Origin of the sequence: Duganella sp. CY15W, from assembly GCF_009857555.1 — a bacterium.
GTDB classification, from domain to species: Bacteria; Pseudomonadota; Gammaproteobacteria; order Burkholderiales; family Burkholderiaceae_D; genus Rugamonas; species Rugamonas sacchari.
Map to the genome: position 1 here is coordinate 1020687 of NZ_WWCQ01000001.1, position 13358 is coordinate 1034044.

At 61.5% G+C, this 13358-nt stretch carries 13 protein-coding genes and 1 pseudogene; 7 read left to right on the forward strand and 7 right to left on the reverse strand.

Annotated features, from left to right (window positions below; all coding sequences use genetic code 11):
- The first annotated feature begins 1 nt into the window (after position 1).
- From GTP58_RS04850 to GTP58_RS04860, 3 genes and pseudogenes are all read left to right on the forward strand, one after another.
- On the forward strand, positions 2 to 328 hold the full coding sequence (locus GTP58_RS04850) for a hypothetical protein (RefSeq protein WP_161076489.1): 327 nt from the start codon (positions 2 to 4) through the stop codon (positions 326 to 328).
- Entirely contained in the window at positions 322 to 1272 is a 951-nt protein-coding gene (locus GTP58_RS04855) for a GNAT family N-acetyltransferase (protein ID WP_161076490.1), read from the forward strand. The genes GTP58_RS04850 and GTP58_RS04855 overlap by 7 nt, the downstream gene beginning before the upstream one ends.
- Positions 1273 to 1278: 6 nt before the next feature.
- Positions 1279 to 1512: pseudogene (locus GTP58_RS04860) on the forward strand (NADAR family protein); the annotation flags it as partial.
- 23 nt (positions 1513 to 1535) lie between these two features.
- On the opposite strand, the gene GTP58_RS04865 reads toward GTP58_RS04860, so the two are convergent.
- The 5 genes from GTP58_RS04865 to GTP58_RS04885 all read right to left on the reverse strand — a co-directional run bounded on the left by GTP58_RS04865 (position 1536) and on the right by GTP58_RS04885 (position 8013).
- Positions 1536 to 1910 carry a VOC family protein gene (locus tag GTP58_RS04865; RefSeq protein ID WP_161076491.1) on the reverse strand — a complete coding sequence of 125 codons (375 nt, stop codon included), beginning with the start codon at positions 1908 to 1910 and terminating at the stop codon, positions 1536 to 1538.
- A gap of 66 nt (positions 1911 to 1976) precedes the next feature.
- Complete coding sequence (locus GTP58_RS04870; RefSeq protein ID WP_161076492.1) at positions 1977 to 2558, reverse strand: YdeI family protein; 582 nt, start codon at positions 2556 to 2558, stop codon at positions 1977 to 1979.
- Between the two features lie 9 nt (positions 2559 to 2567).
- Complete coding sequence (locus GTP58_RS04875) at positions 2568 to 3371, reverse strand: hypothetical protein (protein ID WP_161076493.1); 804 nt, start codon at positions 3369 to 3371, stop codon at positions 2568 to 2570.
- Positions 3368 to 3976 carry a 4'-phosphopantetheinyl transferase superfamily protein gene (locus tag GTP58_RS04880; protein WP_161076494.1) on the reverse strand — a complete coding sequence of 203 codons (609 nt, stop codon included), beginning with the start codon at positions 3974 to 3976 and terminating at the stop codon, positions 3368 to 3370. Before GTP58_RS04880 ends, GTP58_RS04875 begins: the two co-directional genes overlap by 4 nt.
- Entirely contained in the window at positions 3973 to 8013 is a 4041-nt protein-coding gene (locus tag GTP58_RS04885; RefSeq protein WP_161076495.1) for a Pls/PosA family non-ribosomal peptide synthetase, read from the reverse strand. The genes GTP58_RS04880 and GTP58_RS04885 overlap by 4 nt, the downstream gene beginning before the upstream one ends.
- Positions 8014 to 8140: 127 nt before the next feature.
- Between GTP58_RS04885 and GTP58_RS04890 the strand changes: the two genes are divergently transcribed.
- From GTP58_RS04890 to GTP58_RS04900, 3 genes are all read left to right on the forward strand, one after another.
- On the forward strand, positions 8141 to 9646 hold the full coding sequence (locus tag GTP58_RS04890; RefSeq protein WP_161076496.1) for an AMP nucleosidase: 1506 nt from the start codon (positions 8141 to 8143) through the stop codon (positions 9644 to 9646).
- A gap of 82 nt (positions 9647 to 9728) precedes the next feature.
- Positions 9729 to 10499, forward strand: coding sequence for a hypothetical protein (locus GTP58_RS04895; protein ID WP_161076497.1), 771 nt, complete (start codon positions 9729 to 9731; stop codon positions 10497 to 10499).
- Positions 10500 to 10642: 143 nt separating this feature from the next.
- Positions 10643 to 11281, forward strand: coding sequence for a hypothetical protein (locus GTP58_RS04900; protein WP_161076498.1), 639 nt, complete (start codon positions 10643 to 10645; stop codon positions 11279 to 11281).
- Between the two features lie 39 nt (positions 11282 to 11320).
- Here GTP58_RS04900 and GTP58_RS04905 read toward each other — a convergent pair whose 3' ends face one another.
- Positions 11321 to 11740 (reverse strand): response regulator, encoded by a 420-nt coding sequence (locus tag GTP58_RS04905; protein ID WP_161076499.1) that lies wholly within the window; start codon positions 11738 to 11740, stop codon positions 11321 to 11323.
- Positions 11733 to 12236, reverse strand: a complete 504-nt coding sequence (locus GTP58_RS04910; protein WP_161076500.1) for a GAF domain-containing protein — start codon at positions 12234 to 12236, stop codon at positions 11733 to 11735. The genes GTP58_RS04905 and GTP58_RS04910 overlap by 8 nt, the downstream gene beginning before the upstream one ends.
- Positions 12237 to 12388: 152 nt before the next feature.
- On the opposite strand from GTP58_RS04910, the gene GTP58_RS04915 reads away from it, so the two are divergent.
- A complete protein-coding gene (locus GTP58_RS04915) occupies positions 12389 to 13327 on the forward strand; it encodes a bifunctional helix-turn-helix transcriptional regulator/GNAT family N-acetyltransferase (RefSeq protein ID WP_161076501.1) in 939 nt (312 codons plus the stop codon).
- Positions 13328 to 13358 lie beyond the last annotated feature (31 nt).

The following is a 13358-nucleotide window of genomic DNA, read 5'->3' on the forward strand; positions in this document are numbered from 1 at the left end:
AATGAAGCACATCACGTTCAGGAACTGTTCGCTGGCGCTGGGTATATTGGCCAGCGCAGCAGTCATCTACCTGATGTATCAGCATTGGCTGTTTGAGCAATGGGCGCGTGAGCAGGCGGCTCACGGTTACTTTATCTGCGGTATGTCGGTCATGGGCGTGGTGATCGGGGCAGGAGTTGCGCTGATTGTTGCTGCAACCGGTAGCGTGCTAGGCCTGATAAGCTATTGGCGTATTCTCCGCCCCCGGCCGCGTCGGCGTTTGCTGGAACCCTTGTTGATTGTCGCCTTTCCTTTGTTTTGTATTTTTGTAGGCTTGTATCGATGGTAGTACGTTACACAAGAGAAGAGGACTGGCAGGAACTGAAACGTATCCGTCTGGCGGCCTTGCTGGACGCACCCACTGCGTTTGGCGTGACGCATGCTTCCGCCGCTGCGTACACGGACACCGCCTGGCAAGACCGTGCGGCAGGTCGTGGACCCGCGCGGTATCTGCTGGCGTTTCAGGATGGTGTGGCAGTCGGCATTGTCGGGCATGTCCCGGTCAATGCGCAGACCCTTGGCCTGATTGCCATGTGGGTGGCGCCGGAAGTGCGCGGCACCGGCATTGCGAAGTCTTTGGTGCAAGCCGTGCAATCTCACGCTGCGTTACACAATTACGCGCGCGTGACCTTGGATGTATCTCCCGAAAACAGCCGTGCCGCAGCCTTCTACCTGAAGCAGGGCTTTACCTTTTTGCCTGAATGGGAGGCGCTGGAAAGCCATCCGGCTATCCAGTTGCAGAAGATGGCATGGCGCCAGATCAGCATTGGCGTCGCCACAGAGGCCGAGCTGGCCGCCGTGGCAGGCTTGTATCAAACCGTCGGCTACGGCGGTGGTGTTTCCGCTACGGACGTGACCCTGTGTGCAAAAGAAGGCACCCGCCTGGCAGGCGCTGTTCGTCTCTGCAAGGAAGAGGGCGTGATGGTTTTGCGAGGCATGCACGTCCATCCGGACTTTCAGCGACAGGGAATCGGCAGCCTGCTGCTGACGCACTGCATTCCATACCTGTCACAGGGCGAGTCGTACTGTCTGCCGTACGATCACCTCGTGCAGTTCTATGAACAGGCGGGATTCAGGATTGCCGCTGTCGCCGGGGTGCCGCCATTCCTGGCAGAGCGCCTGAAGGACTACCTCGCATCCGGCCAGCAGATAGTGGCAATGAAGCACCCTTGGCATACTGGGAAAACAATCCACGATCTCCAACGCTGCGCAGACATCCGCTCCGTGACCTAGCTCCATATCGTGGTCCGCGCGAACCTGGGCAAGTTCGGGCAAAACCCCGCCTTGCGCGAGTTCCTTTTGCAGACCAGCGAACGTGTGCTGGTCGAGGCCAGCCCGGTGGATAACATCTGGGGCATCGGCCTTGCCTTTGACGACCCGCGGGCAGAAAATCCGCTCGAATGGCAGGGGCTCAATCTTCTCGGCTTCGCCCTGATGGAAGTGCGCGCCCGGCTTGGTTTAGCCAATCAGTGAAGCGGAGCGCGCGCCGCGCTTTCTCAGGCTGCAGGCCTGGAGAAGATGTTGACCAGGTTGCCGTCCGGGTCGCGCAGCAGTAGCGAGAGGTTCCCCCAGGGCATACGCGTTGCGGGCATGACCACCTCAATTTGCTCTTTGATTGCGAGCTCGCTTATGGCCTGGACGTCGGCCACCTCAAATTCGAGAATGGCCGAGCGGTTGGCCGCTGCAACCGCGGCGCCAGCGTTAAAGCGGGCTACCAGCGCCTGCGACGATATGGCCAGCACCGCGCCATCAAAGCGGACTTCCGCGAAGCCGTCGGCCAAACGGACAGGTTCAATCCCGGAGATTTTTTGGTAGAACGCGAGGAGCGGTTCAAACTGCTCGGTGACCAGACGGATGGATGCGAATTTCATATTGGGACTCCAATTCAAAAGGAGCCCCAGTATATGGACGGGCACTGTCAGTTTTTGTCAGGAGCTTTAATCGTCCAGCCCTTTGCCAGCCAGGATGCGTTGAACGCATTTGTCGATGCGGGATTCGCGCGTCTTTGCCTGTTTGGCCGACGAGAAGTGCAGCAGGTAGCCGCGCTGGCGGCCGGGCGTCAGTTCTTCGAAGGCGGTGCGCAGGGCCGGGATCTCATCCATCTTGCGTTCCAGCTCTTCGGGGAAAGAGAATTCCGCAGTTTTTTTGAACGCCACCTTGGCGCCGGACTGTTCCAGCTCGATGGCGTTCTTGACGTAGCTCTTGAGCGTCTTTTCCAGCTTGGTGATCTGGTCGAGAGAAGTGAAGCGGACCTGGCGCGCGGCCTGCACGTTTTCTGTTTGCTGGACCAGGATGTTCTTCGGATCTTTCATCAGCGCGCCCTTGAAGAACAGCAGCGCGCAGTAGTCTTTAAAGCCGTGCATCAGCACTACGTTCTGGCCATCCAGCGTGTAGCAGGGCTGGCCCCACTTCAATTCTTCGCTCAAATCGCTCGACAGGATGATCTCGCGCAGCGCCGCGAATTCAGCTTGCCAGTTGGTGGCGCGGTGCATAAACGCATCAACTTTTTCACTGCTCATGTGGCCTCCTTATTTGCTGGATATGCTGCAAATAATATCGCATTGTGTAGAGCGCAGCGCGGTAATGACCTGCTGATACTGCGTGCTGAATTCAGGGGGCATGTTCGCTGCCTGCATCAGCCAGAACTTGAGCGCGGCTTCACGACGCTCCAGATCAAGCACCTGAGAAAACGATGGCGTGACATCTGCCATCGCGGACATCATCTGCCGGCGGTTTTCAAAGCGGATATCGGACGTGCCAGCACTTTGCGCCGTGCCGAGATAGGCCTGCATCAAACCTTTGCGTATCTGCTCCAACCCTGCGCGGCGCTCATCGGTCATTTCTTCAGGCTTCAGATTTTTCGTCAGCTCGGCCAGCAAAGGCATTTGCCTGGCCTGGCAGCGCAGATTGAATGCCATCACCGGCGTCATTTCGTCCTGGTAGGTGAGCGCATTGCGCGCGCCCACCGCAGCGACGGCGGCAGCAACGCGCTGAGGATCGGTGATTGACTTGTCTACCTTCGCCGCCAGATCGTACAGCAGGTAGCCGATGACGATTTGGTTGGCCTGGGTGCACATGGTATTCAGCGATGACATGTCAGCGCTGGAGAAGTTTTGCGTGTCCAGGAAGCGCTTGTGGTCAGCCAGCGTATTCAGAACTTGAGCGGTAAGCGGGTCACTGCGCCTTGGCATGCCATGCTGGCTAGCTGCGGCAGTGCTGAGTTGTGCAAACTGCTGTGCGGCCACGGCGTATTCCTCATATGGCGCCGCCGTTGCAGCAAGGCTGGCAAGGCAGAGCAAAGTACAGGCAGCGCGGTGGAGGCGTTTGATCATTGTTGTGGTGGTGTCGTATCTGATGGACGGTAGGCCAATGTACCGGCCATCCCGGCAGGAAGTATAAGCGATTGCAAGTGGATCGCTGCGTCCGGCGCATGGCCGGTCCATTCGGATAAATGCAGGCCAGAGAGTTTTAACCGCGCCTCGTATCGGGTCCAGGCCTCGGCGAGAGCGAGAGGACGGTCAGCGGCAGTCAGCAATGCGGCGACCGCATCCGGCCCCAGATAGTCGCGGACGACTGCCTGCCAGTCGGGGATGTCCTGAATCTGCATCAGGTCCGTGCCGACAGGGCCTTGCAGATTGATTGCGGCGAGCGCGTAATTGCCGTCGTGGCTGAACGAGCAGCCGATACGGCATACGCTGCCGGCCAGCAGGATGCGTGGTGGCTCGCCCGGTTGTGAGGCGATGCTGATGTCGCCAACGCGCACGCGAAGCACGGCGGCCAACGCCTCGCGGGTGGCGAGGCGAATGCGGCTGCGGGCGATATCACGCTGCGGACCTGCCGGTGGCGGCGTGGCCGTGAGATCAATCAGAATCGCAAACAGGCCATCCTGCGGCACCGGCACGGGACCGGGCCAGAGCTGGACGGCCATCGTTTTCATTTGCGCGCTGGGGCCGCCGGGCAGCCTGCCCAGTTGCCGTTGGCCGGGATGTGCTCACCTTTCATCACCAGTGTGAGCGGGCCAAGGCGGGCGTTGTCGCCGACTGCTGCGCTGTACAGCACCGCCGCGCGTGGCCCCATGTAGACACGCTCGCCGATGAAGACATGGTCGATTTTCATGACGCGGTCTTCAAACAGGTGCGTCTGCGGGCAGGTCAGCGCATTCAGTTCGCTATTGTCGCCAATGCGTACACAATCGAATTCGGTGATGTCGGTGGTGTCCATGTACACGCCTTTGCCTATGCGGCAGCCCAGCACATTGAAGGCCAGCGGCAGCCACGGCGTACCGCGCAGGTAGCGCATGAAGTTCGGCACCGCGATCCCTTCGTACAGATTGGTCACGCCTTCGGACAACCAGACAAACGGCGTCCACATGGGTTCCGACTGTTTGCGATAACGGCCGATCAGCAGCCATTTGAGCAGGACCACGAAGAAGTAGTTGCCGATGCCGTAGCCCAGGCCCGCCAGCGTCAGGTCCCAGATCACTTCGCCCCAGCGTCCTGCGCCGGCGGCAGGCATCACGGCCAGTACCAGCGTGTAGCCCACCGCAATCACCAGCGCGTGCGGCGCCACGATGCGGAAGGCTTCGATCAAGCCACGGCCCAGGCGGCGCAGTGGCGACGGGTGGAAGGTCAGGTGTTCCGGATAGCCGCTGGTCTGCTCGCGCGCCGGCAGATTGATCGGCGGAGAACCGAGCCAGGTGTCGCCGTCCTTCATGTGTTGATTGTCCGGCGCGCGCGAATGCACGCCGATCAGCACATGCTCGGGCAGCACCGTGCCGTCCGGGATGTAGGCGCCATTGCCGACAAAGCTGCGGTGCGAGATTACCGTCGGCTTCATGACCATCCAGCCGCCGTCGATTTCCTCGTCGCCCAGCATCACGGCGTCGGCGATGAAGGTTTCATCGCCCAGTGTCAGCATGTCCGGCACCACGCCCAGCGCGGTGGAGATTTCCGCATCCTTGCCTACCTTGGCGCCGAGCAGGCGATACCAGTATGGCGCATACACCGTCGCATAAATGCCGTGCAAGACGTTCAGGCTGGATTCCTGGATCTGGCTCACCAGCCATTTGGCGCAGTAGGTATTGCCGTGCACGGGGAACTGGCCCGGTTTCAGGCGCGGCAGCGCGCTCCAGCGGATGCCGGCCGACACCAGCGCAGTCAGGATGATGAGCACCGCGCTGGCCGGGAAGGCCAGCAGGAAGTAGCGCAGCAGGCGGATACGCATGTCGTCGCCCTGTATCCATGGCAGCCAGTTGGCCTCGTCGAACCAGTCGATGAGTACAAAGCTCGGGAACACCGGCATGAAGAACAGCGTCACAATCAGCAGGGTGCCAAGAATGAAGAATAGCGCTTCCGCCGCATGGCGCGCGGCGCCAGTGGCTGGCCGTGGCGGCAGCGTTCTGGTGAACGCGCCCATGTCACGCGCTGGCGAGCCTGCCCACACGCGGCCTGCCGGTACGACGCCGCCATCGGCCAGTGCGGACTGGCCTTCCAGGTGGCCCAGCGCCTCAACGCGTGTATTGCCTTCCATGATGGCGTAGGAACTGATGCAGGCATCCTGCTGTAGCGTGATCTGGCCCAGATGCAGCTGTCCGCGTTCGACGCGGGCGTTTTCAAAGTTGACCGCGTTGCCGATGCTGACCTTGTCGCCGATGTGCAGCAGATCCGGGACGCGTAGCGTCATTGAACCGATGGTGACGTCCTTGCCGACCTTGGCGCCCAATGCACGCAACCACCATGCGTTGAGCGAGGACCCGCTGAGCAGATAGGCCGGCGCGGCTTCGACCAGGCGGTCGGCCAGCCACCAGCGGTAGTAGGTGATGCCCCAAAGCGGATAGACACCGGCTTTCAGGCGGCCGGCGATGAGCCATTTGCCAGCGATGGCGATACCGAATTCCATGATGGTCGCCAGCAGGAACACGCCAACTGACGCGGCGATCGCGCGCACCACCGAGTCGCCAGGATCGCCGGTGAAGAAGTGGTAGGTGAAGAACGGCGCCAGCCACTGCGCCATGCGCAGCGTGACCAGCGGCGGCATGGCCGCAGCTTGCGCTATGCCGCATATCCAGCGTTTCAACGTCGAAGGCGGCGTCCAGTCCTGTTCTTCGGCGCCGGTGTCTGGCGCGTCCGCCAGCACCTGGGCGATTTTGCCGATCTGGCGTTGCTGATAGATGTCGCGCACAGTGATGTGGGCGTAGCGTGGATCGGCACGCAATGATGAAGCCAGGCGGGCGGCAAAGAAGGAGTGGCCTCCGAGGTCGCTGAAGAAGTCGGCCTGGCGCAGGATGGGCTGACCGGGGAACAGCGTTGCCAGCGCGGCAAACAGCGCTGCTTCGGCTGGCGTTTCGGGCAAGTCCGAGTCTTCCGCGCTGCCGGCTTGGGCGGCGCTGAGTGGTCGGGCTTTCAGTGTCTTGCGGTCGATTTTGCCGGAGGTCAGGCGCGGCATGGCGTCCAGCATCTCGTAGCGGCCGGGGACCATGTATGGCGGCAGCTTTGCTGCCAACGCGGTGCGCAGTTCGCGCGGCTCCAGCGCGGCAGCGCCTTCCGTGACGATGTAGGCGACCAGCTGGTCGATGCCGTCGTCCTTGCGCAGCAGGACGGCAACCGTGCCGACGCCGGGCTGCTGCGCAAGCAGGGCTTCGATTTCGCCGAGCTCCACGCGGAAGCCGCGGATTTTGACCTGGTCGTCGGCGCGGCCCAGGCAAACCACTTCGCCGTCAGTGCCGATGCGGGCCAGGTCGCCGGTGCGGTACAGGCGCGCATCATGCGGGCCGCTGGACCAGGGATTGAGCAGGAACTTTTCCGCCGTCAGATCCGGGCGGCCCAGATAACCCGCCGCCAGACCGGGGCCGGTGATGCACAACTCGCCCACCTCGCCGCGCGCCAGCAGGCGCAGTGCCGGTTCATGCGGTGCGGTGGCGGCGACGGTCGGTTCGGTGTTGGTGTCGATCACCAGCAAGCCGTAGTTAGGCAGCGGTGTGCCGATGGTGACTGGCTGGCCGGGCTGCAGGCGCGCCAGGCTGGCCGATACGGTCGCTTCGGTCGGGCCGTAGGTGTTAAACATCTGCCGGCCGTCGCGCGACCAGCGCTGCACCAGCGATTCCGGGCAAGCCTCGCCGCCAAGATTAATCAGGCGGAGGCTGGGCACTTCCTGGTTGAACAGGGCGAGCAAGGTAGGGACGGCGTGCAGCACCGTCACGTGGTTTTGCTCCAGCATGCGCGGCAGGGTTTCCGGATCGCCGCTGATTTCCTTGGGGCCGATCCACAGCGTCGCGCCGACCAGATACGCGATCCAGATTTCTTCAAACGACATATCGAAGGCCACCGAAAAGCCCTGATAGACCTTGTCGCTGGCCTGCACGCCCAGCACCGCGTTCTCGCTGCGCAGGAAGTGGCAGATGCTGCGCTGGGTGATGAGAATGCCTTTGGGTTTGCCGGTGGAGCCGGAGGTGTAGATCACGTAAGCCGGTACGTCGGGCGAGACGGCGCCTCGGCGCGCCAGCACTTCGCCGGCAGCGGGAGCGGCCAGCAGCGTTTCGGCAGTCCACACAGGTTTGCCGATGCCGTCCAGGCGCGGCGCCAATGCCGCGCTGGTCAGCACGCCGGCGCCGGCGGCGTCGTCCAGGCAGACCTGCAGGCGTTCGACCGGCGTGTCTTCGTCCACCGGCAGCCAGGCCAGGCCGGCTTTGGCGATACCGGCCTGCAGCACCAGCAGCTCGATACCGCGCGCCAGCCACAACCCGACGATCTGGCCAGGCTGCACGCCCGCCGCGATCAGACGCGCGGCAACCAGATCGGCCTGGGCGTTCAATTCGCGGTAGCTCAAGCAACGGTCGCCAAAAATCAGCGCCGTCTGGTCAGGCGTGCGCGCGGCAGTGGCTTCCAGCAGGTCGGCGAGGATTTCCTCACGCAGTAAATCTTCCTGCTGCGGGCCAAAAAGAACGTCTGGATTGAGCTGTATTACGCGTTGATTCATGCTGATACTTTATTCTGATTTAGCCTGCCATTGTACGGTACGCCAGTTGGTTCCCCTAGAGGGAGAATGCAAGTTCTGCTTACAGCCTTTACAATAGGAAATACGAGTTGAAAATCGAAGGAGCCGCATGACTACGAATCACCGTCCATTCATCGCCCCTGTGCAGTTTGATGACGCCCAGGCGGCCTATGACCAGGTGTTGGCTATCTATGAAACCAACATCGCTTATTTGCGCGACTCCATGAAACGTTTTGTCGCTGGCGAAGACGTCGGCGACCATGTCCGTGCCTGCTATCCCTTTGTCCGTGTGCATACCGACACCGTGGCCCGCGCCGATTCGCGGCTGGCGTTTGGCTTTGTAGCCGGCCCTGGTACCTATGAAACCACACTGACCCGGCCGGATCTGTTCGCTCGCTACTATTTGCAGCAATTTAAACTGCTGCTGAAGAACCATGGCAGCCATCATGTCAAGATTGAAGTCGGCACCAGCGCGCAGCCGATTCCCATTCACTTCTCGTTTGCCGAGCATGAACATATCGAAGGCAGCCTGACCGCCGAACGCCGGCTGCTGATGCGCGATGTGTTCGACCTGCCGAACCTGGCGGCCATGGACGACGGCATCGCCAACGGCACCCACGAGCCGCCGCCGGGAGAAGCGCAGCCGCTGTCGCTGTTCACGGCGCCGCGCGTGGACTATTCGCTGCAGCGCCTGCGCCATTACACGGGCACCTCGTGCGAACACTTCCAGAAGTTTGTTTTGTTCACCAACTACCAGTTCTACATTGACGAATTCATCAAGCTGGGACATGAACTCATGGCCAGTCCTTCCGGTGCGCCGGGCGACGATTACATCGCTTTCGTCGAACCGGGCAACCTGGTGATGCGCCGTGTGGGCCAGGCCGTGGCGCCGGGTGACGCCCACGGCGCGCCGCTGCCGCGCATGCCGCAGATGCCGGGTTACCACCTGATGCGTGCCGATGGCACCGGCATCTCCATGGTCAATATCGGTGTCGGTCCGGCCAACGCCAAGACCATTACCGACCACATCGCCGTGCTGCGCCCGCATGCCTGGCTGATGCTGGGGCACTGCGCCGGCCTGCGCAACACGCAGGAGCTGGGCGATTACGTGCTGGCCCATGGCTATGTGCGTGAAGATCACGTGCTCGATGAGGACCTGCCGCTGTGGGTGCCGATTCCGCCGCTGGCCGAGGTGCAGGTGGCAATTGAGGCGGCGGTGGCGGAGGTCACGCAGCTCACGGGACATGACCTCAAGCGCGTGATGCGGACGGGCACGGTGGCCAGTACCGACAACCGCAACTGGGAACTGATGCCGCAGCGCACTCCGGAGCGCCGTTTCAGCCAGAGCAGGGCGATTGCGCTGGACATGGAAAGCGCCACCATTGCTGCCAACGGCTTCCGCTTCCGCGTTCCGTACGGGACCTTGCTGTGCGTGAGCGACAAGCCCATGCATGGAGAAATCAAGCTGCCCGGCATGGCCAACCAGTTCTACCGCGACCGGGTTGACCAGCATTTACGCATCGGCATCCGCGCGATGGAACTGCTGCGGGCGCTGGGTGTGGACAAGCTCCACAGCCGCAAGCTGCGCAGTTTTACGGAGGTGGCTTTCCAGTAAAGCGGCGACTGTGAGAATGTGAGATTTTTTTGTAGCTTGCGATCAAGTATCCTGCGTGTTCATTAAAAAAAGTGGACTGAACATGAAATTGATCCTGGCTAGCCTGGGCGCCGTTGCGCTGTGCACATCGGCCGCCTGCCTTGCTGCTGACAGCCCGGCCGCTGTGGCCCAACAGTTTGTGGACGCGTTGCAGCATCACCGCGTGAACGATGCGGCGGCGATGTTCGCTCCAGGCGTGGATGCGGCAACGACGGCGCAGATACTGAAGCGCGCAGATGACAGCGTCGGCGGTTTCTCGACGATGCATGCGATTGCCATGCTGCCGGACGGTAAAACCATCAAGCTGCTGGTTCCGGCGCGTAACAATGCATCGCTCCAGAAGTTCGTCCAGTTTCGATATGGCGCCACCGCAGCCGATGGGCAGCCGGTGTTTTACGAGTTGAACCTTGCCGACGACAGCAATGCGCCGCAAGTGCTGTCGTTTGATCTGCATTTTCCTGCCGCTGACGCCAACGCCAGCCAACGCGCGAACAAGCTGGTGCTTGCCGTGCGTGGGTTGTCCGCGCAGCCGGTTTCCCCCCATGAAGAGGCAAACATGAACAACGTGGTGCATCTGGTCGTCAGCGACGACAGCTATATACACCTGGGTGATAAAAAACTGCGCACCCGGGAAGAGGTCACTGCCGCCCTTCGCATCGTTAAGGAACAAAATCCCGATGCGATTGTGTCGCTTGAGGCTGGCAGCCCGGACCAGTATGAAGCCATCGGCCAAGCCATCTATGGGGCTCATGTCGCCGGCTTTTCCGGTGAGCGTTTTCGCATGACGATTGAGGGCAAACCGCTGGTGCCCTAGGAAAACTGGTCAGGCGCTCCGGTATTCAATTGACTATTTAAACCACGCCGCCTATATTCAAAGCCGACTTATGGCCTGGGTGGTGCGATCAGCAATCCCAACGATTTGCCGCGCAGTCTATCGATATCTTCATGGAGGCTTTGATGTCCCAGGAACGAATTTCAGTTGATGATCTGCTGCAGAAGCAGGCTGCGCCCCCCAAATTGCTGGTCACCATTGAAGCACTCACAGAACCCGATCTGGTGAAAGTCACGCCGTTTAACAGCGGCGCGAGATGTGCCTGCAACACCGCGCTCAAAATCAGGAAGGAGGCCATCGACTGGGTCAAGCCGACTGACCAGACCCATGAGTGCTGTGGCAAGCAACTGATCGTGGTGGAAATTGGGTTGAAGGACGCCACGCTGGCCGATGTCCTGGGGCAGCTTGCCGCCAATGCCCAGACCCGCTCCCTGCCTACGCCGGAACAGGCGCAGGCGTATTTTCAGGACAATATGCCTCCGGCCGGCGCGGCCCGGCCCCGCAGGCCAACGGCCAGGCGTCCTCCGGGGCGAAATGAGCGCCCGCTTGGCCCTGTCGGCATCTGGGACCCGGAAGAAGGCAGTTCCGGGGTCGGCGAGCAGAATACCTGTGAAGATATGTTCGCGAATTGCAATTACTGGTGCAAGATCTTCGGCCGCAGCTACCCGAGCGGCGCCAGCAGATGCCATTGCAACTGCCAGGTGGATTACTGGCGTTGCCTGGACCCTAATACCTTCATCCCGGTTGACTGCAATCAGCTTTAAAACTTGTTTTGCCCGTTTGCAGCCGACTCGTTACGCTGCCTATTTTTGGGCGGCCACCGTGCCGAACGATTCAAATGCTTCCAGCAGTATCCTGGCGCGGAAGGGTTTGAGGATCACGCGGTTGACGTGAAGCTCGCGCAGTTCGCGCATCAGATCCGCAGTCGCCTGGTCCACCATGACGGCGATGGGGATGCTGGCCGCACTGGCCGACAAGCCGTTGCGCACCTTGTCCAGCAAGGCCAGGTTGTAATGGCAGTTCTCGTCCGCGCCGCAGTCGATCGAGATGACGGCGCCATGGAAGGCGCGTTCACGCAGCATGCGTTCCGCCGCCTGCATGCTGGCGGCTTCATGTACCGTGCCCAGGCCCAGCGAACGGGCCGTTAGCGACACGGTTTTACGCAGCAACGTTTGCTCTTCCACGAGCAGCATGTTCAGGTTACTGACTGGCGCTTCACTCATGAGGGGCCTCCGCAGGATTGCTTAGTTCTTCCACCAGCAAGTCGCGCAGCGAGGAGAAGATGGCCAGCTCGGTGGTGTCGAGTGTGCGCGGTTTGTGATCGATGAGGCACAGCGTGCCGATGACGTAACCGGACGGCATGGGCAGCGGGGCGCCGGCATAAAAAATCACGTAGGGCGCGCCGGTGACAATCGGATTGTCGGCAAAGCGCGCATCCGCCCGCGCATCGGGAATGACGAAGATGTCCGGCTGCAGGATCGCGTGGCCGCAGAAGGAGACGTCGCGGCCCGTCTCGCACACGTCCAGTCCCACGCGGGCCTTGAACCATTGGCGGTTCGCGTCGATCAGTGAAATCAGCGCGATTGGTACGTCAAATTCCTGCGCCGCGAATTGCACCACCTTGTCGAAGCGCTTTTCGGGTGGCGTGTCGAGTATCAGCATCGCGCGCAGCGCGGCGAGGCGTTCGCTGTCGTAAGAAGGGATCGGCGCAGCTAACATGGCAAGGGGCGGCGCACGGCCGCATAGTCGTGTTGTGCTTACTCTAACATTACTGGCCCCGGATGGCGCATCTGGTGCCGCGATGAGACACAATGTTGACTCAGTCAGCAATTTATCGCACAATCGGCCCGTTGATGCTAGCCGGAGTCCCCATGCCTGCCCCTGTTTTCAGCGACCGCGTTGCTGCGGTCCGCTCGTTTAACCGATTCTTTACGCGCCAGATCGGCGTGCTGCGCGAAGGCCTGCTGCATAGCGACTTTACGCTGACCGAAATGCGCGTGCTGTATGAGTTGGCCCACCACGGCGACCAGCCATCCGCCACGCTATGCCGCGATCTGGGACTGGACCGCGGCTACCTGAGCCGCATCATCGCCAAGTTCGAGAGCGCTGGCCTGGTGGGCAAAGTCCCATCCGCCACCGATGGCCGCGCCAAGCTGCTGCACATGACGGAGCACGGCCGCGCCGTATATGAACCGCTGGACCGCCGCTCGCGCGAAGAAGTGGGCGACATGCTGTCGCGCTTCGATGAACCGGACCAGTTGCGCATGCTGGACGCGATGAACACCATCCGCGAACTGCTCGACTCCGCAGAGGGCATGAAGTATGCGCAGCCGTTTGTGCTGCGCGCCCACCGTGCCGGCGACATGGCCTGGATCACGCGCCGCCATGGTGATCTGTACGTCCAGGAGCAGGGTTGGGACCGCAGTTTCGAAACGCTGGTAGGCCAGATCTGCGCCGACTTCGAGCGCGACTTCGATCCGCAGCTGGAGCATTGCTGGATCGCTGAAATGGCGGGCAAGCCGGTCGGCTCCATCGCCGTGGCGCGCAGTGGCGAGGAAGGCGTGGCCAAATTGCGCCTGCTGCTGGTGGAAGAGGCGGCGCGCGGCTACGGACTGGGCTCGCGCCTGGTCGACGAATGCCACCGCTTTGCGCGGGACGCGGGTTATCGCAAGATGCGCCTGTGGACCACTGACCAGCAGAAAGAGGCGCGCCACATCTACCGCAGCAAGGGCTATGCGCTGGTGGCGGAAGAACCGGTGCACGCTTTTGGGCAGGATATGGTCAACGAAACGTGGGAGCGCGATCTGTGACATCAAGTAGCTGATTGCTCCGCTGGCGCGG

Bases quoted from the DNA above. Each gene is read 5' to 3' on its own strand.
- GTP58_RS04850 (WP_161076489.1), top strand. From the start codon at position 2: ATGAAGCACATCACGTTCAGGAACTGTTCGCTGGCGCTGGGTATATTG.
- GTP58_RS04855 (WP_161076490.1), top strand. From the start codon at position 322: ATGGTAGTACGTTACACAAGAGAAGAGGACTGGCAGGAACTGAAACGT.
- GTP58_RS04865 (WP_161076491.1), bottom strand. From the start codon at position 1,910: ATGAAATTCGCATCCATCCGTCTGGTCACCGAGCAGTTTGAACCGCTC.
- GTP58_RS04870 (WP_161076492.1), bottom strand. From the start codon at position 2,558: ATGAGCAGTGAAAAAGTTGATGCGTTTATGCACCGCGCCACCAACTGG.
- GTP58_RS04875 (WP_161076493.1), bottom strand. From the start codon at position 3,371: ATGATCAAACGCCTCCACCGCGCTGCCTGTACTTTGCTCTGCCTTGCC.
- GTP58_RS04880 (WP_161076494.1), bottom strand. From the start codon at position 3,976: ATGAAAACGATGGCCGTCCAGCTCTGGCCCGGTCCCGTGCCGGTGCCG.
- GTP58_RS04885 (WP_161076495.1), bottom strand. From the start codon at position 8,013: ATGAATCAACGCGTAATACAGCTCAATCCAGACGTTCTTTTTGGCCCG.
- GTP58_RS04890 (WP_161076496.1), top strand. From the start codon at position 8,141: ATGACTACGAATCACCGTCCATTCATCGCCCCTGTGCAGTTTGATGAC.
- GTP58_RS04895 (WP_161076497.1), top strand. From the start codon at position 9,729: ATGAAATTGATCCTGGCTAGCCTGGGCGCCGTTGCGCTGTGCACATCG.
- GTP58_RS04900 (WP_161076498.1), top strand. From the start codon at position 10,643: ATGTCCCAGGAACGAATTTCAGTTGATGATCTGCTGCAGAAGCAGGCT.
- GTP58_RS04905 (WP_161076499.1), bottom strand. From the start codon at position 11,740: ATGAGTGAAGCGCCAGTCAGTAACCTGAACATGCTGCTCGTGGAAGAG.
- GTP58_RS04910 (WP_161076500.1), bottom strand. From the start codon at position 12,236: ATGTTAGCTGCGCCGATCCCTTCTTACGACAGCGAACGCCTCGCCGCG.
- GTP58_RS04915 (WP_161076501.1), top strand. From the start codon at position 12,389: ATGCCTGCCCCTGTTTTCAGCGACCGCGTTGCTGCGGTCCGCTCGTTT.